Raw genomic sequence first — 21,995 nt, forward strand, 5'->3', positions numbered from 1 at the left:
CGCCGGCGCCTCGGGCTCTGCCGCCCCGCCTGCCGGCGACCCCGTTGCCGTTGCCTCGGGTTCAGATGCCTCGGGCTCCGGTTCCCCGGGCTTCGGTTCCCCGGGCTTCGGGGCCGTGCGCTCCGGGGGTGCGGTCCTGGCCGGCTTGAGCGGTGCCTCGGTCGGGCGGGCCTCGGTATCCGGCCCGGTCGATTCGTTCGGTGGGGGTCCGGCCGGTGACGGCGGCCCCGAGGGTGGCAGACCGGCCGGGGGTGGTGCGGGTTTGGTGGTGCGCCGGGCCAACGGGACCGGCGTCACCGAACGCGGGCGGGCCGGTTCGGCCAGCGGTGCGGGATCGTTCGGCGACGTCACGGTGTACAGGTTGCCCGATCAGGGTCATCCGCAACAGTCCAACCCGCACCGTTAGTCAATACGATCCGGACACGGTCAACGACTAGGCGCAACATCCCCGCCATATTCCCTGGTAGACGGGCGTCTCATGGGCACCGACCGGATGTACCGGGACTCACAGGTTGTGAGGAGGGGGCATACTTGCGCCTGTCGGACTCAACTCCTAATCTTGAGTCCAGCACGCTCAACTTCATCCGAATTCTCTCTTGGGGGATCAACCACCATGGCACGTGCGGTCGGCATCGACCTAGGTACCACCAACTCGGTGGTGGCCGTCCTGGAAGGTGGCGAGCCCACCGTCATCGCCAACGCCGAAGGGTCGCGGACGACGCCGTCCATCGTCGCGTTCGCTCGCAACGGCGAGGTGCTGGTCGGCGAGGTCGCCAAGCGCCAAGCGGTCACCAACCCGGACCGGACCATCAGGTCGGTCAAGCGCGAGATGGGCACGAAGTGGTCCATCGACATCGACAGCAAGAAGTACACCCCGCAGGAGATCTCCGCGCGGGTCCTCATGAAGCTCAAGCGCGACGCCGAGGCCTACCTCGGTGAGACGATCAGCGACGCGGTGATCACCGTCCCCGCGTACTTCAACGACGCCCAGCGGCAGGCCACCAAGGAGGCCGGCGAGATCGCGGGCTTCACGGTCTCGCGCATCGTCAACGAGCCGACGGCGGCGGCACTCGCCTACGGGCTCGACAAGGGCTCCAAGGAGGAGACCGTTCTGGTCTTCGACCTCGGTGGCGGCACCTTCGACGTCTCGCTGCTCGAACTGGGCGAGGGCGTCATCGAGGTGAAGAGCACCAGCGGCGACAACCACCTCGGTGGTGACGACTGGGACCAGCGGATCATCGACCACCTGGTCAAGACGTTCCGCGGCCAGCACGGCATCGACCTGTCGCAGGACAAGATGGCCCTCCAGCGGCTCCGTGAAGCGGCCGAGAAGGCCAAGATCGAGCTGTCGGCGGCCACCACCACCACGGTGAACCTGCCGTACATCACGGCGAGCCAGTCCGGCCCGCTGCACCTCGACGTCAACCTGTCGCGCTCGGAGTTCCAGCGCATGACGCAGGACCTGCTCGACCGGTGCAAGAACCCGTTCCACCAGGCGATCAAGGACGCCGGGGTGAGCGTCTCCGCCATCGACCACGTGATCCTGGTCGGCGGGTCCACCCGGATGCCCGCGGTGAGCGACCTGGTCAAGGAGCTCACCGGCAAGGAGCCGAACAAGGGCGTGAACCCGGACGAGGTCGTCGCGCTCGGCGCGACCCTGCAGGCCGGTGTGCTCAAGGGTGAGGTCAAGGACGTCCTGCTGCTCGACGTCACGCCGCTGTCGCTCGGTATCGAGACCAAGGGCGGCATCATGCACAAGCTGGTCGAGCGCAACACCACGATCCCGACCAAGCGCTCCGAGGTCTACACGACGGCCGACGACAACCAGCCGTCCGTGCTGATCCAGGTGTACCAGGGCGAGCGCGAGATGGCCGCGTACAACAAGAAGCTCGGAACGTTCGAGCTCACCGGCATCGCGCCGGCGCCGCGCGGCGTCCCGCAGATCGAGGTCACGTTCGACATCGACGCCAACGGCATCGTGCACGTGGGTGCGAAGGACCTCGGCACCGGCAAGGAGCAGTCGATGACGATCACCGGCGGCTCGTCGCTGCCGAAGGACGACATCGAGCGCATGATGCGCGACGCGCAGGACCACGCCGACGACGACAAGCGCCGCCGCGAGGAGGCGGAGACCCGCAACGTCGCCGAGGCCCTGCAGTGGCAGACCGAGAAGTTCCTGGCCGAGAACGGCGACAAGATCCCCGAAGACAGCAAGACGGAGATCAACGAGGCGCTCGGCGATCTGCGGGCGGCCCTCGGCGGCCAGGACACTGACAAGATCAAGGCGGCGCACGAGAAGCTGTCGGAGGCCTCGCAGAAGGCCGGCACCGCGATCTACCAGCAGGCCCAGGCGGCGCAGCAGGCCGCGGCCGGTGGTGGCGGCGCCACGGGCGACACCCCGTTCGGTGACGCCGGTTTCGGTGGCACGCCCGGCGCGGGTGAGAGCACCGGCGGCCCGTCGTTCACGAAGTCGGATGCCGCCGACGACGTGGTCGACGCCGAGATCATCGACGAGGACGACAAGAAGTGACCCACAGCCGACGTTCTTCGGAAGCACCGCCGACCGAGGCCGCCGGCGATCCGGAGGCCACTGTCGACCCGGCCGCCGACGAAAGGCCTGAGCCGTCGGAGTCGGCGGCTGCCGGTGACGACGCCGGAAAGCACGCCCGGCCCGGGGCGGGCAAGCACGCCGCCCCGGACGGGCCGGGCAGCCCGGAGAAGCCGCACGGCGACAAGCTCGCCGAGGCGGTCAAAGGCAGCGGGGCCGCCGACGACAACGAGGTCGCCGGCGGCAACGCCCAGGCTTCGGCCGCGGCCGAGATCGGTGCGCTGCGTACCGAGATCGACGAGCGGATCCGTGACCTGCAGCGGATCACGGCCGAGTACGCCAACTACCGCAAGCGGGTCGCCCGCGACAACGCCAATGCCCGCAACGACGGGATCGCGGAGGTACTCGGAGTGCTGCTCCCGGTCCTCGATGATCTTGATCGGGCCCGGGAGCACGGTGACCTGACCGGGCCGTTCGGTGCGGTCGCCGACCAGTTGACGGCGGGGTTGAGCAAGTTCGGTCTGACCCCGTTCGGATCGAAGGGTGACGCGTTCGACCCGACCCGGCACGAGGCGGTCGCGCACCGCACGTCGGCCGAGGTCACCGAGCCGTCGTGCGTGTCCGTGATGCGGCGCGGTTACCTGCTGGGTGAGCGGCTGTTGCGGCCGGCGATGGTCGAAGTTGCCGACCCCGAATAAAAAGGCTGAAGGAGGTGCGATCGGGTGAGTTCCAAGGACTGGCTGGAAAAGGACTACTACAAGGTGCTCGGGGTCACCCGGTCCGCCTCCGCCGACGACATCAAGAAGGCCTACCGCAAGCTCGCGCGTGAGCTGCACCCCGACCGGAACCCGGGCGACAAGGCCGCCGAGACGAAGTTCAAGGACGTCTCGGAAGCGAACGCGGTGCTCTCCGATCCGGCGAAGCGCAAGGAGTACGACGACACGCGCTCGCTGTTCGGCGGCGGCGCGATGCGGCGCAACGCCCGGTCCGGCGGCGGCACCAGCAGCGTGCCGTTCGACCTCGGTGACCTGTTCGGGAACCAGGGAACCGGCACCGCCGGCGCCGGTTCCGGCGATCGGGGCCGGTTCGGCGGCGGCTTCGGTGACCTGTTCGGTTCGCTCTTCCAGGGCAACAGCGCCGCCCGGCGCGGCGGCCCGGCCCGCGGCCGCGACGTCGAGGCCGAGTTGGCGCTCGGGTTCGAGGAGGCGGTCCAGGGGGCGACCCTGCCGTTGACGCTGCGGGCGCCCGGCCCGTGCGAGAACTGCCACGGCAGCGGTGCCAAGCCGGGCACCGAGCCGCGCACCTGCCCGAAGTGCAACGGGGTGGGCCTGGTCTCCACGAACCAGGGCGCGTTCCAGTTCTCCGAGCCGTGCCGGGAGTGCCAGGGCGTCGGCACCGTCGTCGACGAGAAGTGCGGCGACTGCCGGGGAACCGGCGTCGTCACCAAGCCCCGCACGCTCACCGTGCGGATCCCGCCGGGCGTCGACGACGGCCAGCGCATCCGCCTCAGCGGTCGGGGCGAACCGGGCGAACGGGGTGGCATCGCGGGCGACCTGTACGTGCTGGTGCGCGTCAAGCCGCACGCGTTGTTCACGCGGTCCGGGCAGAACCTCGGCATCACCGTGCCGGTCACCGTCGCCGAGGCGACGCTCGGTGTCGACCTCGTGGTACCCACGCTCGACGGTCAGGTGACCGTGCGGGTGCCTCCGGGTACCCCGAGTGGCCGGGTGCTCCGGGTTCGCGGCCGTGGCGTTCCCCGGAAGAGCTCGACGCCGGGCGACCTGCTGGTCACCATCGATGTACAGGTTCCCAAGGAGCTGTCCCCCGAGGCGCGCAAGGCGATGGAGGAGTTCGCCACCCACACCGCTCCGGCGGCCCGGGAGCGGATCGAGGCGGAGTTGTCGAAGGGACGGAGGACGTCGTGACGCCGCAGTTCGAACCCGAGGCGAAGGTCCTCATCATCTCGGTGGCGGCCCGGATGGCCGGCATGCACCCGCAGACGCTGCGGCAGTACGACCGGCTCGGCCTCGTCCAGCCGCAGCGCACCGCGGGTGGCGGGCGCCGTTACAGCGCCCGCGACGTCGCTCTGCTGCGCGAGGTGCAGCGGCTCTCCCAGGAGGAGGGCGTCAACCTCGCCGGCATCAAGCGGGTCATCGAGCTGGAGCAGTGGGCCGAGCAACTGCAGCAGCGGGTCGCCCAGTTGGAGCAGGCCCTCGAAGACGCCCACCGGATGCTGGCGGAGGCCGGTTCGGCCGGCTTCCCGAGCCGCGACCTGGTGCGGCGCAACGCCCAGCGCTCGGTCGTGATCTGGCGCTCTACGTGATGCGGCGGGGGTTGCGCACCAGGCCGCCCTCGTTCCAGTCGTAGTAGTCGAACAGGTCGGGACGCCGTTGCAGCACCCGTACGTTGTGCGCCCAGCCGGCGAGTGGGGCGTCGCCCCGCTCCTCGGCCTGTTCGACGTACTTGCGCACCTTCGACTTCTTGTGCGCGCGGAAGCCGGTGCGGATCGCGTCGGCGGCGAAGATGTACAGGCAGTGCAGCGCGAACCGGCGGGCCGGGCAGGAGACGTCGGAGGCCAGCGCGAACAGCGTCTCGGTGAGCTTGTCGTTGGACGCGACCAGGATGTCCCATTCCCGGGGCATCGTGTCGAGTCGCACCGAGTCGGGGTGGTACGCCCAGGCTCTCAACTCGGCCGGCTGCGGGTCGACGGGATTCGCGAAACCCCGGAACGCTTGCTGCTGCGTACTCACCGGTACTCCTCGGCGCAGGTTTGCCCTAATCTGCCTGATCTACGCGGTATTCGGGCCTGGCCAACCGTAGCCCGAACCGCCGCGTCGGCGGAAGGCCCAGGCCCGGGGTCCGCGCGAGCGACGCGGGCGCATTCAGCAAAGTCCCGCACAATGGGAACCGTGCCGGCTCGTCCTGGTCTGCGCCGACCGGCGGCCGTCCTGGCCGCCGTCGTGGTGCTGGCCGTCGGGGGCGCGGGGTCGTGCGATCCCGAGGAAAAGCCCACGGTGGACGCCAGCCGGCGCGCTCCGTCGGCGCCGACGGGCCCGGTGCTGCGGGCGTCGTTCGAGCGGCACAGTGAACTGGCGGTCGCCGAAGGGCTGCGTCCGCAGGTCATGGAGTTCGCGACCGCGTACACCGGTTACGTGTTGTTCACCGGTTGCGCCCAGGTGTGCGGCGGCGCCCTCTTCGTCACGTTCGACGGCGGCCAGAGTTGGCTGGAGCGGACCCTGCCGTTCGAGCGGGCGGACTCGGTGAACTTCTGGCTCGTCGACGCGGGAACGATCATCGTCTCGGCGCGACCGGGGGGCTGGTTCCGGTCGACCGACAGCGGGCGCACGTTCGTCCGCGGTGGAGCCGGTGACGAGCCGGGGCCGGCCGATTACGCCCGCGGCCCGAGCGTCGGCTGCGTCGAGCGGAAGCAGGAGTGCCCGCGCGTCCTGCTGCTGGACGGTGTGCCGGCGCCGGTCCAGCCGCCGCTGCCCGGTGAGCTGCGCGGCGTCTCGCGTGGGTCCGACGGCAGGCTCTTCGCCGCGTCCGCCGCGGGAGCGGTGGTCACGACCGCCACCAGCGCCGACGGCGGACACACCTGGACGCCGCTCGGCGGCCCGGTCACCGTGCCGGCTCCTGGGCCGCCCGCCAACGCGACGTCGCTGTCCGTTTCGCTGTCGGTGTCCCCGGATGGCAAGGATGTCTGGCTGCTCGCCAACACCGCCGAGTCGCTCACCGTCTACCTGTGGGAGCCGGCCGGGTGGCGGGAGGTGAAGCGCGGCATCGCCGTCAACGCGCGTCAACTCGGCGAGGTCGCGGTGGGCCAGCGGGTGCTGGCGGTGGCGAGCACCCGGTTCAGCTACCTGTACGCCGACGGGGAGTTCCGCAACGCCGACCGGCCGTCGAACGCGCTCTCCGTGCGTCTGCTCGGCGACGGGACGCTGATGACGTCGACGGCGCCGTCGGATGTCTGGTTGGGAACGGGAGACGCGGCGGCGCGCCTCTGGAGCCGGATCACGGTCGACCCGCAGTGGTAAAGTTGAGCGAGGTACGCTCAACCATTCACTCGAAATTCTTCCGGGGAGCCCATGAACGCCGAACGTCTCACCACCAAGAGCCGCGAGGTGATCTCCGCGGCTGTCGCCACGGCAACCCAGCGGGGTCACGCCACGGTCGAGGCCTGGCACCTGCTTCTGGCGCTGCTCGACACCGGCGGATCCACCGCGTCGGCGTTGCTGCGGGCCGCCGGTGCCAACGCCGCCGACGTGCGGCGGGCCGCGGTCAAGGCGATCGACCGGTTGCCCACGGTCAAGGGTTCCAGCGTCACGGAGCCCACCCTCGCCCGCGAGTTCGCCAACGCGATCGGTGCCGCCGAGCAGATCGCGCGGCCGATGGGCGACGAGTACACGTCCACCGAGCACCTGCTGGCCGGCCTCGCCCGCGTCGGCGGCCCGGTGGCCGAAACGCTGAAGCAGGCCGGTGCCACCGAGGAGGCGCTGGTTGCCGCGTTCCCGCTGGTGCGGGGCGGCGAGCGGCGGGTCACCAACCAGGATCCCGAGGCCACCTACCAGGCGCTGGAGAAGTACGGCCTCGATCTCACCGCGCGGGCCCGCGACGGCAAGGTCGACCCGGTGATCGGTCGTGACTCCGAGATCCGCCGCGTCATCCAGGTGCTGAGCCGCCGTACGAAGAACAACCCGGTACTGATCGGCGAGCCCGGCGTCGGCAAGACCGCGATCGTCGAAGGGCTGGCCCAGCGCATCGTGGCCGGCGACGTGCCGGAGTCGCTGCGCGACAAGCGTCTCGTGAGCCTCGATCTCAGCGCGATGGTCGCCGGTGCCCAGTACCGCGGGCAGTTCGAGGAGCGCCTGAAGTCCGTCCTGGAGGAGATCAAGAACTCCGACGGCCACGTCATCACGTTCATCGACGAACTGCACACGGTGGTCGGCGCAGGCAAGGGCGAGGGCTCGATGGACGCCGGCAACATGCTCAAGCCGATGCTCGCCCGGGGCGAGTTGCGCATGGTGGGCGCCACCACGCTCGACGAGTACCGCGAGCACATCGAGAAGGACCCCGCGCTGGAGCGCCGGTTCCAGCCGGTCTTCGTGGGCGAGCCGAGCGTCGAGGACACCATCGGCATCCTGCGCGGGCTGAAGGAGCGCTACGAGGTGCACCACGGCGTCCGCATCACCGACGCGGCGCTGGTGGCGGCGGCCGCGCTGTCCGACCGGTACATCTCCGACCGGTTCCTCCCCGACAAGGCGATCGACCTGGTCGACGAGGCGGCCTCGCGGCTGCGCATGGAGATCGACTCGCGCCCCACCGAGGTCGACGAGATCGAGCGCGTCGTGCGTCGGCTCGAGATCGAGGAGATGGCGCTCACCAAGGAGCCCGACGAGGCGTCGGCGCACCGGTTGGAGCGTCTGCGCGGCGAACTGGCCGAGCGGCGCGAGCAGTTGGCGGCGCTCACCGAGCGGTGGCGCACCGAGAAGGAGCACATCGCGAAGATCTCCTCCGCCAAGGAGGGGTTGGAAAAGCTGCGCGGCGAGGCCGAGCGGGCCGAGCGCGATCTCGACCTGGCGCGGGTGTCGGAGCTGCAGTACGGCCAGATTCCCCAACTGGAGCGGGAGGTCGCCGCGGCACAGGAGGAACTGGCCGCCCTGCAGGCCGGCGGCGCCATGTTGAAGGAAGAGGTCAGCGCCGACGACGTCGCCGCGGTGGTGGCGGCGTGGACCGGCATTCCGGCCGGCCGGCTGCTGGAGGGCGAAACCGCCAAGTTGCTGCGGATGGAGTCGTCGCTCCAGGCGCGCGTCATCGGTCAGACGCAGGCGGTGTCGGCGGTGTCCGACGCCGTGCGCCGGGCCCGGGCCGGTATCTCCGACCCCGACCGGCCGACCGGCAGCTTCCTGTTCCTCGGGCCCACGGGTGTCGGCAAGACCGAGTTGGCCAAGGCGCTCGCCGAGTTCCTCTTCGACGACGAGCGCGCGATGGTGCGCATCGACATGAGCGAGTACGGCGAGAAGCACTCGGTGGCGCGGCTGCTCGGCGCGCCGCCCGGGTACGTCGGGTACGAGGAGGGCGGGCAGCTCACCGAGGCAGTGCGCCGGCGTCCGTACTCGGTGGTGCTGCTCGACGAGGTGGAGAAGGCCCACCCCGACGTGTTCGACGTGCTCCTGCAGGTGCTCGACGACGGACGGCTCACCGACGGGCAGGGCCGCACGGTCGACTTCCGGAACGCGATTCTGGTTCTCACGTCGAACCTGGGTTCGGCGGTCATCGCCGACCCCACGCTCACCGGGGAACAGGTGCGCGACGCGGTGCTGTCGACGGTCCGCTCGCATTTCAAGCCCGAGTTCCTGAACCGTCTCGACGACATCGTGGTGTTCGAGGGCCTGACCTCCGACGGCCTCCGCGCGATCGTCGACATCCAGCTTGCTCGATTGGGCAAGCGCTTGGCCGACCGGCGCCTGACGCTCGACGTCGGCGACGCCGCCCGCGACTGGCTGGCCAGTCACGGATACGACCCGGTGTACGGGGCCCGCCCGCTGCGCCGCCTCGTGCAGACGGCGATCGGTGACCAGTTGGCGAAGGCGCTGCTGGCGGGCGTCGTGCGGGACGGTGACCGGGTGGTCGTCGACCTGGCCGAGGACAAGAAGGGCCTCGTGACGCATCCCCGGTAATCGTCGGCCCGCTGGTCCTGGGACTGCCTGTCCTCCCACCTGGTGGTGAGGACAGGGTCCTTCTCAGGGCGGTCGCGCGTTGGGGCGGACGTCGATAGCGTGTGCTGGCATATTCACGAGGAGGAGATTCCGAATGGCCTTCCCGGCTGAGTCGCCAGCCCCGCCAGCCCCTGTTCGGCCGGTGCAGGTCACCGCGGCCGTGTGGTGCCTGTTCGCCCTCGCCGCCACGCAGATTCTCAGTGCCGTCGTGGTGATCGCCACGATGGGCCCCACGCTCGACGCCACCCGCGACTACGTCGAGGGCACGCGCGACGGCGACACGATCATCGCGAGCGTCCAGATCGGCAGCTACTTCTCGCTGGGGCTCGGCCTGTTGTTCGCGGCCGGGCTCGCGGTGCTGGCCGCGTTCGTCAACCGGGGCAACCAGCCGGCCCGCATCATCTCCTGGGTCGTGCTCGGTCTCCTGTTGTGCTGCAACGGCATCGGCCTCGTCGGCACCGCGGCGGGCGGCCTGTTCGGCGGCGCCGGCAACACCGGCGGAGTCGACCAGGAGGAGCTGGCCCGGCGCATCGAAGACGCCGTTCCGGGCTGGACCACGCCGGTCAACTACGTGCTGCTGTTCGTCGGCATCGTGGCGTCGACGGCCGGCATCATCCTGCTGGCGCTGCCCAAGGCCAACGAGTACTTCCGCCGTCCGCAGCAGATCTGGGAGCCACCGGTACCCGGCGCCCACTACCCGGCGCCGGGCGCCGAGACCGCACCGGCCGAAGCCGCGCCTGCCGAAGGATCCACGGCGGAGGCATCGGTGGACATCACCAAGCCACCCGTCGAATCGACACCATCCACCGAATCCGGTGAGCCCGATACCAGGCAGGGTCAGCCGGGCACCGGTAACCCGCCGCCCGCGCTGTGAGCGAGCGCGTGAGCGAGCGAGCCAGCGGAGCGAGCGCGTGAGCGAGCACTTGCGCGGTCTCGCGGTTGTCACCGGTGCCACGGCGGGCATCGGTGCGGCGTTCGCCCGCACGTTGCGGGCGGAGGGGTACGCGCTGGTTCTCGTCGCGCGCGACGCCGAGCGGCTTGCCGCGATGGCCGCCGAGCTCGATGGCTCCGGGTCGGGTGGCTCCGGCGGTGCGGTGGAAACCGTGCCGGCCGACCTCACGACGGCCGACGGGCTGGCGGCCGTGGAGAAGCAGCTGCGGGAGCGCCCGGTCGACCTGCTCATCAACAACGCGGGCATCGGTATCAACCGGCAGTTCGTCGAGTCCACGGTGGAGGACGAGGAACGGCTGTTGGCGTTGAACGTCACATCAGTGATGCGACTCACGCTCGCGGCCCTGCCGGGGATGGTGGAACGCGGGCGCGGCGGCATCATCAACGTGTCGTCGGTGGCCGGTTTCGGTGTTCCGGTACCGGGGTCCACCTACTCGGCGTCGAAGGCGTGGGTCACCAATTTCAGCGAGTCGGTGGCGGAGTCGGTGCGTTCGCGCGGGGTCCGGGTGACGGCGTTGTGCCCGGGCACCACGAAGACGGAGTTCCACGCCCGAGCCGGCATCGACATGTCTCGCGCTCCCGAGTGGATGTGGCTGACGGCCGACCGGGTGGTCGCCGACGGGCTGCGGGATCTGCGGCGCGGCAAGGTGGTCAGCGTCCCCGACTGGAAGTACAAGGTGGTCGTGTTCGGCATGCGGCACCTGCCCCGTGCGGTGCTCCGCAGGGCCGGCCGCGACGTGCGTGGGCGCGTGGGCCGCGACCAGTTCGACCGCGAAGAGACCACCCGCCGTCGGGACGGGCAGGGCAAGCGCTGACGCGGTGTGCCCGCGCCCGGCGTCACCCACTGTGAGCCCGACGTGCGCGCCCGCGCGGCACCCGCTCCGGGAGCGCCGAACGGTCATCGTCACTGCCCGAAGCGGCGGACCAGGTGCGCGAACAGGTTAGGTAGCGCGGATCTGCCAGCTAACTGACAGGTGATCAAGATACCCTTCGAACCATGTCCGACCTCGATGAACTGCGTGGGCTCATTCAGGAACTCGCAGTTGTGCATGGCCGGGTCACCCTGTCCTCGGGTCGTGAAGCCGATTGGTACATCGACCTACGCCGGGTGACGCTCCACCACGCGGGTGGGCCCCTCGTGGGGCGCGTGATGCTTCAGCTCACCGAGGATCTGGGGTACGACGCAGTGGGCGGGCTCACCCTGGGTGCCGATCCGGTGGCGACCGCGATGATGCACGCCGCCGCCGCGCAGGGGCGCAAGCTCGACTCGTTTGTCGTTCGTAAAAGTGAGAAGACGCACGGCCTGCAGCGCCAGATCGAAGGCCCGGATGTCACGGGTCGAAGGGTCCTGGCCGTTGAGGACACGTCGACCACAGGGGGGAGTGTTCTCACCGCTGTGGAGGCATTACGACGGAATAGCGCCGAAGTGACCGGGGTAGCGGTTATCGTCGATCGCGGTGCAGAACATGCCGTTCGCGCCGCGGGGATGATCTACCGCTCCGCGTTCTCGTTGGCCGACCTCGGCCTAAAGTCTTGAAGAAATGTCGATTCGGACCTGCAGATATGCAGACGAGTCGATGCTGGTTGGTGGAAGGATAGGGGTTGTGGGAACTGCGTTGGCCGAAATGACCATGCCGCAAATTTCGCCGCTTGCCGGCGAACCGATCGACCGTGCCGATGCCGAGCGTCTAGCCGGCGTCTTGAAGGCTCTCGCCGACCCGGCGCGCCTTCGGCTGTTGAGCCTGATCCAGTCCTCGCCTGATGGCGAGGCGTGCGTGTGTGACCTCACCGCGCCGCTGGGGCTCTCTCAGCCCACTGTGAGCCACCACCTCCGGATTCTTACGGAGGCCGGGCTGCTTGAGCGGGAGAAGCGTGGGGTCTGGGCGTTCTACCGCCTGGTCCCGACCGCGATCGGCACCATTGCCGATCTGCTGACCCCGCCGCGTAAGCGCGCCACCCGCAAGGCGCCGCGCTGACGCGTGGGTTATCCGGTCGGTGATCTTCGTGATCGGTTGGCGTTTCTGGGTCGGTCCGCGGTAGCGGCCGGTCTCGTGGTTGGTTCGGGCGGCAACCTGTCCGCCCGGGTCAGCGGCGCCGACGAAATCTGGATTACAGGTGCGGGCACGTGGCTGGACAGGTTGCACCCCTCAGCCTTCGCCCGGGTCCGCGTCTCCGACGGAGCCGTTCTCGATAAGTGGGACGAGACGGCAAACGGCGACGGAGCAGCTCATACCGCTCCGTCGCCGTCATCGGAGATCGGTCTGCATCTGGCGACCTACCGGGCCCGGCCCGACGCGAACGTCGTCGTGCACCTGCACCCGCAGACGGTGCTGTTGCTCGACGCGCTCGACGAGCCGGTCCGGTTGGTCACGACCGATCATGTCGCCTACGTGCGCCAGGTGGTCCGCACGCCATTCGCCGTGCCCGGCACCGAACGGGTCGGCGCGCTGGCCGCCGAAGCCGTGCGCGACGGCGCCAACTGTGTGGTGCTCGCCAACCATGGCATCTGTGTTCTGGCCGGCTCCGTAGAGCTGGCCCACAAGCGCGTCTTCTGCCTGGAAGAGGCGGCCCGCCTCACCTACTCGGCGCTCGCGCTGGGCCGGGGGGCCGAGTTGCGGTCCTGCCCGCCGGACTTCGACCCGGCACACGGCAAGTACAGTCTTGAAGCGTGAATAGCGCCGAGAAGACCCGCGCCCTCCTCGACGGACTCGCCCTCAACCCGCTCGACGTCAAGGGCCTGCTGAAGACGTTCGGGCTCATCGGCGTCTGGGTGATCCTGTTCGCCGAGACCGGTCTGCTGATCGGATTCTTCCTTCCGGGCGACTCGTTGCTGTTCCTGGCCGGGGTCGCCGCCTCTCCCGTCGCCGACGAACTCGTCGGCACGCAGCTGTCACTGGTGGGGCTGCTGATCGGTGCGCCGCTCTGCGCGATCGCCGGTGCGCAGGTCGGCCACTTCCTCGGTGCGAAGTACGGACGGAGGATGTTCGCCCGTCCGGACTCGCGGTTCTTCAAGCTCGAGTACGTGGCCAAGGCCGAGTACTACTTCCAGAAGTTCGGCCCGGCCAAGGCCGTGGTGCTGGCCCGCTTCATCCCGATCGTGCGGACGTTCCTCAACCCGGTGGCGGGCGTGCTCGGCATGCCGGCCAAGAAGTTCTTCGTGTGGAACGTCGTCGGCGCCGTCCTCTGGACCGACGGCATCATCATCGCGGGCTGGGCGCTGGCCAAGCAGATCCGCGACGTGATCCCGGACGGGCAGATCGACAAGTACATCCTCCCGGCCGTGGCGCTGATCGTCTTCATCTCGGTGCTGCCGATCCTGATCGAGGTCATCCGCGAGCGGCGGAACAAGAAGCGCCAGGCCCGGGTCGCGGCGGAACTCGACCAGGCGTCGATCGACCGCGCCGACTTCGACGAGGCCCGCCGCCCCCAGTAGTCAGAGCCGGGGGTCGACCGGCTCCGACTCGCACGCGAGGATCGCGAAGACCAGCTCGTGGCAGCGCCACAGCGGCTCGCCGGCCGCGAGGCGTTCCAGCGCTGCCACGCCCAGCCCGTACTCGCGCAGCGCCAGGCCCCACTTCCGGCCCAGACCGCGCTGGCGGAGCTTCGACAGCTGGTCGGGGCTGGTGTAGTCGGGGCCGTAGATGATGCGCAGGTACTCGCGTCCCCGACATTTCAGGCCGGGCTGGATCGACTTGCCGGTGCCCGGCCGGGCCGGGACCGTGCCCGCGAGCGGCTTGACCACCATGCCCTCGCCACCCTCTCCGGTCAGCGCGAGCCACCAGTCGGTGACGGTGTCCACATCGGACACGGTGGTCACGAGGCGACGGGTGGTGGCGAACAGCGTGGGGTCGGCGGCTACGAGCCGGTCGGCCAGCGCGAGGTGCCAGCCGTTGTCGCGGGTGACGCCGCTGAAGCCGGCGCCGGCGAGCACCGCGAACGGCGCCACGCGCAGGCCGCTCAGCCCGTCGACCGGCCAGCAGTAGCGGTCGATCACCGCGCGGAAGCCGGCCGCGTTGGCGTCGCGCTCGGCGACCTTGGCGCGCAGTGCGCGCAGCACCGGTGCGGCGCCCGGGTCGGCCAGGTCGCGGGCGAGCGTGGCGTCGAGCACGTTCAGCGCGGCGGGCAGCGCCGCACCGGCGGCGGCACCCACGGGCGCGTACTGGTCGCGGATCAGGCCCTGCGCCTTCGCCGACCACGGCATGATCTCGGTGTCGAGCATCAGCCAGTCGGTGCCGAGTTCCTCCCACAGCCCCGCCGCGTCGACGGCCGCGCGGACGCGGGCGAGCAGCGGTGCCGCGTCGGCGAAGAACGGGCGGCCGGTGCGCGTCCAGACGGCGCCGTCACCCTCGATGCCGAACGCCGCCGATGCCGCCGCCGACGTGCGGGCCACCAGCACGACGGCGCGCGACCCCATGTGCTTCTCCTGGCACACGACGTCGGTGACGCCCACCTTCGCGTAGTCGGCCAGCGCGCGGGCCGGGTGCTCCAGGTACCCGTCGACGTCGGAGGTCGACGACGGCGCCATCGTCGGCGGCAGCCACCGCAGCCAGCGCGGGTCGATCGCGAACCGGCTCATCACCTCCAGCGCCGCGGCCGCGTTCTCGGCCGCGACCGTCACCCGGCCGTATCCGGTGTCGAGCACGCGGCGCCCGGTCAGGTCGGCCAAGGACAGCGCATCCAGGTTCGTGGCCGGTCCGGCTTCTTTCAGGGGACGTGCGGGAGCGTAGTACTCGCGCTCGGCGGGGACGCTGACGAGCTGCCGTTCCGGGTACCGCAGCGCGGTGAGCGCGCCGCCGAACACGGCGCCGGTGTCGAGGCAGATCGTGTTGTTGATCCATTCCGCCCGAGGGGTCGGTGTGTGGCCGTAGACCACCGCGGCGCGGCCCCGGTAGTCCTGCGCCCACGGGTAGCGCACCGGCAGGCCGTACTCGTCGGTCTCCCCCGTGGTGTCGCCGTACAGGCAGAACGCCCGCACCCGACCCGACGCGCGGCCCTGGTACGCCTCCTTGCATCCGGCGTGCGCCACGACGAGCTTCCCGCCGTCGAGCACGTAGTGGCTGATGAGGTTGGACAGGAACGGCTCCAGGTCGTCGACGGGCGACGCCGCCAGCTGCTCCAGCGTCTCGGCCAGGCCGTGCGACACCCGTACCGTGCGGCCGCGCAGCTTGCGCAGCAGCTTCTCCTCGTGGTTGCCGGCCACGCACAGGGCAGTGCCGGCGGCGACCATGCCCATCACCAGCCGCAGCACGCCCGGGGTGTCGGGGCCGCGGTCGACCAGGTCGCCGACGAACACCGCCGTGCGCCCGTCGGGGTGCTCGGCGCCGTCGGCGCGCACCGCGTAGCCGAGGTTCCGCAGCAGCGTGACCAGCTCGGTGTGGCAACCGTGCACGTCGCCGATGATGTCGAACGGGCCGGTGAGGTCGCGCCGGTCGTTGTAGAGGCGCTCGTAGCCGATGCGCTCCACGACGTCTCCATGGTTGATGACATGGACCGACCGGAAGCCCTCGCGCTGCAGCCGGCCGATCGACCGGCGGAGGTCGCGGCTCTGCCGGGTGACCACGTTGCGGCCGAAGTCGCGGTCGGGCCGCGCCTCGGTGCGTTCCCAGCACACGCCTTCCGGCGTGTTCAGCACGATCGCGACCGGGAGCACGTCGTGCGCCTTGGCCACGGCGACCAGCTGGGCGCGGGCGTGGTCCTGCACGTTGGTGGCGTCGACCACGGTGAGCCGGCCGGCACGCAGGCGGCGACCGGCGACGTCGTGCAGCAGCTCGAACGCCTCGGCGGTGACCGACTGGTCGTTCTCGTCGTCGGCGAGCATGGCGCGGAACGTGTCGGACGAGAGCACCTGCGTGGGCAGGAAGTGCTGCCGCGCGAACGTGCTCTTGCCGGACCCGGAGGGCCCGACGAGGACGACCAGGCAGAGGTCGGGCAGGGTGATGTTCATCGGGTGAATACCGCCATCTGGGTCGGTGCGCCAACCTCCGGGTCGGCGTCGCCGACGCCGGTGACCTCGACGGAGTAGCCGTGGTCGGCCGCGACGCCGGCGCACCAGGCGGCGAACGCGGCGCGATTCCATTCGAAGCGGTGGTCGTGGTGGCGCAGGCCGGTCAGCCCCTCGTAACGCACGTTGTACTCCACGTTCGGTGTGGTGACGATGACGGTGTCCGGTACGGCGTGCCCGAACACCGCGTCGGCCAGCGCGGGGAGCCGCGGTTCGTCGAGGTGCTCGATGACCTCCATCAGCACCGCGGCGTCGTAGCCCTTGAGGCGGTCGTCGCGGTAGGTCAGGGCACCCTGGAGCAGCTTGATGCGGCCCTGCTGACGCTCGGGCAGCCGGTCGAGGCGCAGCCGCCGGCCGGCCATGGCCAGCGCGACCGTCGAGACGTCGACGCCGACGATCTCGGTGTAGCGGCGGTCGCCGACGAGGTCGACGAGCAGCGCTCCCCCGCCGCAGCCGAGGTCGAGCACGCGCTGTGCGCCAGCGTCGACCAGTGCCTGGATGACCGCGCGGCGGCGCTGCAGGGCCAGCGGCTCCTTCTTGGCGGTCTCGGGGAGTTCGGCGTCTTCGTCCGTTTCGGCGGGCACCGCTTCGACCGAGTCGTCGGCCTCATCCGTGAGGCGGGCGAGAGCTTCGGTTGCGAGCGACCGCCGGTGCGCGAGGTAGCGCCGGGCGATCAGCGCGCGCTTCGGGTGCCCGGCGAGCCACCCGGTGCCGGCCCGCAGCAGCTTGTCGACCTCGTCGGGGGCGACCCAGTAGTGCTTGGCGTCGTCGAGAACGGGCAAGAGGACGTAGATCTGGTTCAGCGCATCGGCCATCCGCTGGGTGCCCGCCAGCGTGAGGTCGACGTACCGGGTGTCGCCGAGCTGCTGTGCGGTGACGGCCCAGCCCAGGGGCGCGAAGAGTTCCTCCGCCAGTTCGGTTCCGCCGCGGCAGCGGAGCGCCGGCAGGCGCAACTCGAGGGGCACCGGTGTGGCGGCGAGGTCGGGGCGATCCTTCGAGGTGCCGCGCAGCGCGCTGCGGAACACCTGCGCGATGGCGGCCGAGAGCAGGCTGGAGGCGGCGTACGGGCGGTCGTTGACGAACCGGCCCAGCGTGAAGTCGTCGGGGCGCTCGCGGCCCCGGGTGCGCAGCGCGGCCGGGTCGATGTCGAGCACCAGGGCGGCCGTGCAGCGGTTCTCGTCGGCTTCGGGGTAGCAGACGTACGCCCGGCCGGTGCTCACGGTGAACTCGTGCACCCGGTCGGGGTGCTTGACCAGCAGGAAGCCGAGATCGGTCGCGGGCTTCAGAGTCGTCGAGATCGTGAGCAGCACGCGCGTAACGTTAGAGCGACGGGAGGTGGACGTCATGTCAGATTTGAATCTCGACGACCCTTACACCGTGCCGACGAAGCACTGGCACGCCCTCGACGACGGCCGGATCCAGTGCGACGTGTGCCCGCGGAACTGCCGGTTGCGTGAGGGCCAGCGCGGTCTGTGCTTCGTGCGCGGGCGCACGGCCGACCAGATCGTGCTCGCCAGCTACGGCCGGTCGTCCGGGTTCTGCGTCGACCCGATCGAGAAGAAGCCGCTGAACCACTTCCTGCCCGGCTCGTCGGTGCTGTCGTTCGGCACGGCCGGCTGCAACCTCGCCTGCCGGTTCTGCCAGAACTGGGACATCTCCAAGTCGCGCGAGATCGACACGCTGTCCTCCGAGGCGTCGCCGGAGGCGCTCGCTGCGGAGGCTCAGCGGCTGGGCTGCCGCAGCGTCGCGTTCACCTACAACGATCCGGTGATCTTCATGGAGTACGCGATGGACGTCGCGGACGCCTGCCGGGAGCGCGGCATCAAGGCGGTGGCGGTGAGCGCCGGTTACATGAACGCCGCGCCCCGCGAGGAGTTCTACCGGCACATCGACGCGGCCAACATCGACCTGAAGGCGTTCAGCGACACGTTCTACGAGAAGGTGACGTTCGCGAAGCTCCCGATGGTGCTGGAAACGTTGGAGTACCTGAAGACCACCGACGTGTGGTTCGAGGTGACCACGTTGCTGATCCCCGGCCAGAACGACTCCGACAGCGAACTGGCCGCCGAGTGCACGTGGTTCGCCGAGCACCTCGGGCCCGACGTGCCGCTGCACTTCTCGGCGTTCCACCCCGACTTCAAGATGCGCGACATCCCGCGCACCCCGCCGCAGACGCTGGCCAGGGCCCGCCGGATCGCGCTCGACCACGGATTGAAGTACGTGTATACCGGGAACGTGCACGATCCGAACGGGCAGACCACCACGTGCGGCGGCTGCGGCGAGCCGGTGGTGGTGCGCGACTGGTACGTCATCAACAAGTACGAACTCACCGATGCGGGTGCGTGCACGCGGTGCGGCACAACGGTTCCGGGCCGGTTCGACGGTCCGGTCGGCACGTGGGGCGCGCGCCGCCTGCCGGTCCGCATTCCGGCGGTACCGGCGCGATGACCGCGACCCGGCCACCCGCGGTGGCGGGCGCCTTCTATCCGGCCGATCCGGCCGAACTGGCGTCCACAGTGGACAAGTTGCTCGACGCCGTCGACGTGCCCGACGACGACGTGCTCGCGCGCGGCTACGTGGTGCCGCACGCCGGCTACCGGTACTCCGGCGCCACGGCGGCACACGTGTACGCCCGGCTCCGGCGGCACTCCGTCCACATTGGACGGATCGTGCTGCTCGGCCCCGCGCACCGCGTCCGCGTAACGGGTGTCGCCGTGCCCACGAAGCCGCAGTGGGCGACGCCGCTCGGCAACGTCACCATCGACCTCGACGCGCCGGGAGCCGCCGACCTCCCGCACGACGACGCACCGCACGCGCCGGAACACTCGCTGGAGGTGCAGTTGCCGTTCCTGCAGCGCGCCGTTCCGGGAGTGCCGGTGCTGCCGTTCGTCGCCGGAATGTCCACAGTGGAGGAGGTGGCCGACGCCATCGCCGCAACCGCCGCCGACGCGATCGTGCTGTGCAGCACGGACTTCTCCCACTACGAGACCGACGAGGCGGCCCGGATCCAGGACGAACGCACCGCCAGGGCCGTCGAGGCCCACCGGCCCGACCTGATTGGCGTCCGCGACGCCTGTGGCGTGTTCGCCCTGCGTGGCACCGTGGAATGGGCCCGCCGCAACGCACTGAAGCCCACCCGCCTCGCCCTCACCACCTCCGCCGACGCGGGCGGCGACCGGTCCCGGGTGGTCGGCTACCCCGCGTTCGCGCTGGGCTAGCGGTCACCGGATCAACCGCCAGCCCAGCGCGGGGCTACTTCGCGCCGAGGTCGTCCAGCGCCTTCTTTGCGCCTCGGTGGATCGTTACCGGGTCGGTCTTGCGGGCGGTGTCGAGGGAGATGCCGTTGGCGGCGGCGTTGGCCTTGGCCAACTCCGACTTGGTGTCGAAGAGGACCTTTGTCAGGGTGCAGGCGATGTTGGCGTCCAGATCGTCCCGGACGAGGAGCACGTTCGGCACCACGATCGTCGGCACCGCGGCAGCGGTCTTGTACGTGGTGGCAGGGATCTCCGCGCGTTGGTAGGCCGGGTTGCCCTCGGCCATCTTCGGCTGCTGCGGGGTGATGTCGATGAACTTCACCTTGCCGGCCGACGTGGTGAACAGGTCGGTGATGCCCGGTGTCGGCAGCCCGCCGGAGAAGAACATCGCGTCGATCGTGCCGGCCTTCATGCCGTCGACGGTCTTGGTGAGGTCGAGCCGCTGCGGCTGCACGTCGGAGTCCGGGTTCAGGCCGGCCGCCTGCAGCACGCGCTGCGCGATGACCTCGGTGCCCGACTTCGGCGAGCCGGTGGAGACCCGCTTGCCCTTCATGTCGGCGACCGAGTTGATCCCGGCGTCGGCCCGCACCACGACGTGCGTGTAGTTGTCGTAGATGCGGGCGAGTGCCTGCACCTTCTGCGGCGAGGTGAACGAACCCTTGCCGTTCACCGCGTCGGTGGCGGTGTCGAACAACGAGAACGCCACCTGGTAACGGTCGGCGACGAGTTGTTCGATGTTCTGCACCGACGCGCCGGTCTCGGCGGCGGTGACCCGGAGCTTGCCGCCCGTCTTCGACGCGACCTGCTCGGCCAGCGCGTTCCCGATCGCGTAGTAGACGCCGGTGGTGTTACCCGTGGCGAGGCCGATCCGGCTGTCGTTCGTGATCTCGCAGGTGATGTCACCCGATCCGGTGTCACGGCGGTTGTTGTTCCGTTGCCCGCCACAGGCTGCGGAGCCCGCGACGGCGACGATGAGTAGTCCGACGATGGTCAGGTGGGGTCTCACGTGTCCTCCTAGCGAGCGTTGGGCGCAGATTAACCCCAGCCAACGACGATCACCAATGGGTTCAACGAAGTCGGGTTCCCGCGTCCTGACGATCAAACGGGAAATTGGCCGGTAGTTTCGGGGTATGGCAGAACGGCTGGTGGTGATCGGCGGCGACGCCGCGGGGATGTCGGCCGCGTCGCAGGCCCGGCGGCGCCGGAACAGAGACGACCTGGAGATCATCGCGTTCGAGCGGGGTCACTTCACGTCGTACTCGGCCTGCGGGATCCCGTACTGGATCGGCGGCGTGGTCGACGGCCCCGACGCGCTCGTGGCCCGCGACCCGCAGACGTTCCGCGAGAAGCACGCGATCGACGTGCGCACCCGGCACGAGGTGGTCGCTATCGACCTCGACAAGCGCGAGGTGGTCGCCCGAGACCTGGACCGGAACAAGGAGACCCGCACCGGCTTCGACCAGCTCGTCTACGCCATCGGCGCGGTGCCGGTGCGGCCCGGCTGGCCGGGCGTCGACGCCCGGGGCGTGTTCGGCGTGCAGACGCTCGACGACGGCGCCGCCGTCCGCGAGTACATCGAGGCGGAGAAGCCGCGGACCGCCGTGGTGGTCGGCGCCGGCTACATCGGCATCGAGATGGCCGAGGCGCTGCAGAACCACGGGCTCGGCGTGGTGGTGCTGGAAAAGTCGGACCAGCCGATGTCCACAGTGGACCCGGACATGGGCGCGCTGGTGCGCACGTCGATGGAGAAGCTCGGGATCGTCGTGCACACGGGTGAGACCGTGACGGCCCTGAAAACCAAGGACGGGAAGGTCGCCGCGGTCGAGACCGACAACACCACCTACCCGGCCGACATCGTCGTGCTGGGGCTCGGCGTCAGGCCGAACACGGCCCTCGCGAAGGACGCCGGCCTGCCGCTCGGCGCGACCACCAACGCGGTCGTCACCGATCAGCGCATGCGGGTGGTCGGCCACGACGGCATCTGGGCCGCCGGCGACTGCGTGCAGAGCATCCACCGCCTCACGCACGAGCCCGTGCACATCCCGCTCGGTACCCACGCCAACAAGCAGGGCCGGGTGGCCGGCGTCAACATCGGCGGCGGCTACGCCACGTTCCCCGGCGTCATCGGCACCGCGGTCACGAAGGTCTGCGAGCTCGAGGTCGCCCGCACCGGGTTGCGCGAGGTCGACGCCGAGAAAGCCGGATTCGCCTACATCACCGCGAGCGTCGAGTCGACCAACCGGGCCGGCTACATGCCGGGCGCCCGGCCGATGACCGTGAAGCTGATCGCCGAGAAGATCAGCGGACGCCTGCTCGGCGCGCAGATCGTCGGCACCACCGAGGCGGCCAAGCGCATCGACGGCCTGGCGATCGCGCTGTGGAACGGCATGACCGTCGAGGAGATGACCGGCCTCGATCTCGGCTACGCGCCGCCGTACGCGCCGGTCTGGGACCCGATCCTGATCGCCGCCCGGAAGGCCACCGAGAAACTCGCACAATGAAACGCGGCCGGCACACGTCAATAG

Annotated in this window: 19 protein-coding genes; 15 read left to right on the top strand and 4 right to left on the bottom strand. The window is 70.2% G+C overall.

Annotation, left to right across the window (positions count from 1 at the left end; all coding sequences use genetic code 11):
• The first annotated feature begins 613 nt into the window (after nucleotides 1-613).
• The 4 genes from dnaK to Vau01_RS36085 are packed head-to-tail and all read left to right on the top strand — an operon-like array spanning nucleotide 614 to nucleotide 4,871.
• Complete coding sequence (gene dnaK, locus Vau01_RS36070) at nucleotides 614-2,530, top strand: molecular chaperone DnaK (protein WP_204002648.1); 1,917 nt, start codon at nucleotides 614-616, stop codon at nucleotides 2,528-2,530.
• Nucleotides 2,527-3,246: a nucleotide exchange factor GrpE gene (locus Vau01_RS36075; protein ID WP_204002651.1), complete on the top strand. Its 720-nt coding sequence runs from the start codon at nucleotides 2,527-2,529 to the stop codon at nucleotides 3,244-3,246. Before dnaK ends, Vau01_RS36075 begins: the two co-directional genes overlap by 4 nt.
• Before the next feature lie 24 nt (nucleotides 3,247-3,270).
• Nucleotides 3,271-4,473, top strand: a complete 1,203-nt coding sequence (gene dnaJ, locus Vau01_RS36080) for a molecular chaperone DnaJ (protein WP_204002653.1) — start codon at nucleotides 3,271-3,273, stop codon at nucleotides 4,471-4,473.
• Nucleotides 4,470-4,871 carry a heat shock protein transcriptional repressor HspR gene (locus tag Vau01_RS36085; RefSeq protein ID WP_275423991.1) on the top strand — a complete coding sequence of 134 codons (402 nt, stop codon included), beginning with the start codon at nucleotides 4,470-4,472 and terminating at the stop codon, nucleotides 4,869-4,871. Before dnaJ ends, Vau01_RS36085 begins: the two co-directional genes overlap by 4 nt.
• Here the strand turns inward: Vau01_RS36085 and Vau01_RS36090 are convergent.
• Entirely contained in the window at nucleotides 4,864-5,298 is a 435-nt protein-coding gene (locus Vau01_RS36090; RefSeq protein WP_204002655.1) for a hypothetical protein, read from the bottom strand. The genes Vau01_RS36085 and Vau01_RS36090 overlap by 8 nt on opposite strands.
• A gap of 159 nt (nucleotides 5,299-5,457) precedes the next feature.
• On the opposite strand from Vau01_RS36090, the gene Vau01_RS36095 reads away from it, so the two are divergent.
• The 8 genes from Vau01_RS36095 (at nucleotide 5,458) to Vau01_RS36130 (ending at nucleotide 13,648) form a co-directional block, all read left to right on the top strand.
• Nucleotides 5,458-6,582 (top strand): WD40/YVTN/BNR-like repeat-containing protein, encoded by a 1,125-nt coding sequence (locus Vau01_RS36095; RefSeq protein ID WP_204002658.1) that lies wholly within the window; start codon nucleotides 5,458-5,460, stop codon nucleotides 6,580-6,582.
• Nucleotides 6,583-6,633: 51 nt separating this feature from the next.
• Nucleotides 6,634-9,225 (top strand): ATP-dependent chaperone ClpB, encoded by a 2,592-nt coding sequence (clpB, locus tag Vau01_RS36100; protein WP_204002683.1) that lies wholly within the window; start codon nucleotides 6,634-6,636, stop codon nucleotides 9,223-9,225.
• 181 nt (nucleotides 9,226-9,406) lie between these two features.
• Nucleotides 9,407-10,138: a hypothetical protein gene (locus Vau01_RS36105; RefSeq protein WP_204002686.1), complete on the top strand. Its 732-nt coding sequence runs from the start codon at nucleotides 9,407-9,409 to the stop codon at nucleotides 10,136-10,138.
• Between the two features lie 37 nt (nucleotides 10,139-10,175).
• Nucleotides 10,176-11,030, top strand: coding sequence for an SDR family NAD(P)-dependent oxidoreductase (locus Vau01_RS36110; RefSeq protein WP_204002691.1), 855 nt, complete (start codon nucleotides 10,176-10,178; stop codon nucleotides 11,028-11,030).
• Between the two features lie 182 nt (nucleotides 11,031-11,212).
• Nucleotides 11,213-11,752, top strand: a complete 540-nt coding sequence (gene pyrE, locus Vau01_RS36115; protein ID WP_204002694.1) for an orotate phosphoribosyltransferase — start codon at nucleotides 11,213-11,215, stop codon at nucleotides 11,750-11,752.
• Between the two features lie 94 nt (nucleotides 11,753-11,846).
• Nucleotides 11,847-12,191: an ArsR/SmtB family transcription factor gene (locus tag Vau01_RS36120; RefSeq protein ID WP_203926179.1), complete on the top strand. Its 345-nt coding sequence runs from the start codon at nucleotides 11,847-11,849 to the stop codon at nucleotides 12,189-12,191.
• 3 nt (nucleotides 12,192-12,194) lie between these two features.
• Nucleotides 12,195-12,887 (top strand): class II aldolase/adducin family protein, encoded by a 693-nt coding sequence (locus Vau01_RS36125; protein WP_204002697.1) that lies wholly within the window; start codon nucleotides 12,195-12,197, stop codon nucleotides 12,885-12,887.
• On the top strand, nucleotides 12,884-13,648 hold the full coding sequence (locus Vau01_RS36130; RefSeq protein WP_204002700.1) for a DedA family protein: 765 nt from the start codon (nucleotides 12,884-12,886) through the stop codon (nucleotides 13,646-13,648). Before Vau01_RS36125 ends, Vau01_RS36130 begins: the two co-directional genes overlap by 4 nt.
• Here Vau01_RS36130 and Vau01_RS36135 read toward each other — a convergent pair whose 3' ends face one another.
• Both Vau01_RS36135 and Vau01_RS36140 read right to left on the bottom strand, forming a co-directional pair.
• Nucleotides 13,649-16,159, bottom strand: coding sequence for a polynucleotide kinase-phosphatase (locus tag Vau01_RS36135; RefSeq protein ID WP_204002711.1), 2,511 nt, complete (start codon nucleotides 16,157-16,159; stop codon nucleotides 13,649-13,651). It abuts the gene before it with no gap.
• A complete protein-coding gene (locus Vau01_RS36140) occupies nucleotides 16,156-17,526 on the bottom strand; it encodes a 3' terminal RNA ribose 2'-O-methyltransferase Hen1 (RefSeq protein ID WP_204002713.1) in 1,371 nt (456 codons plus the stop codon). The genes Vau01_RS36135 and Vau01_RS36140 overlap by 4 nt, the downstream gene beginning before the upstream one ends.
• 34 nt (nucleotides 17,527-17,560) lie before the next feature.
• Here Vau01_RS36140 and amrS point away from each other — a divergent pair, with 34 nt between their 5' ends.
• On the top strand, nucleotides 17,561-18,664 hold the full coding sequence (amrS, locus tag Vau01_RS36145; protein ID WP_204002715.1) for an AmmeMemoRadiSam system radical SAM enzyme: 1,104 nt from the start codon (nucleotides 17,561-17,563) through the stop codon (nucleotides 18,662-18,664).
• Nucleotides 18,661-19,434, top strand: a complete 774-nt coding sequence (gene amrB / locus Vau01_RS36150; RefSeq protein WP_204002717.1) for an AmmeMemoRadiSam system protein B — start codon at nucleotides 18,661-18,663, stop codon at nucleotides 19,432-19,434. Before amrS ends, amrB begins: the two co-directional genes overlap by 4 nt.
• A gap of 34 nt (nucleotides 19,435-19,468) precedes the next feature.
• Here amrB and Vau01_RS36155 read toward each other — a convergent pair whose 3' ends face one another.
• Entirely contained in the window at nucleotides 19,469-20,476 is a 1,008-nt protein-coding gene (locus Vau01_RS36155; protein WP_239152126.1) for a TAXI family TRAP transporter solute-binding subunit, read from the bottom strand.
• Nucleotides 20,477-20,600: 124 nt separating this feature from the next.
• On the opposite strand from Vau01_RS36155, the gene Vau01_RS36160 reads away from it, so the two are divergent.
• Nucleotides 20,601-21,971 carry an FAD-dependent oxidoreductase gene (locus tag Vau01_RS36160; protein ID WP_204002719.1) on the top strand — a complete coding sequence of 457 codons (1,371 nt, stop codon included), beginning with the start codon at nucleotides 20,601-20,603 and terminating at the stop codon, nucleotides 21,969-21,971.
• The last annotated feature ends 24 nt before the right edge of the window (nucleotides 21,972-21,995 follow it).

Origin of the sequence: Virgisporangium aurantiacum (genome assembly GCF_016863635.1) — a bacterium.
GTDB lineage: Bacteria > Actinomycetota > Actinomycetes > Mycobacteriales > Micromonosporaceae > Virgisporangium > Virgisporangium aurantiacum.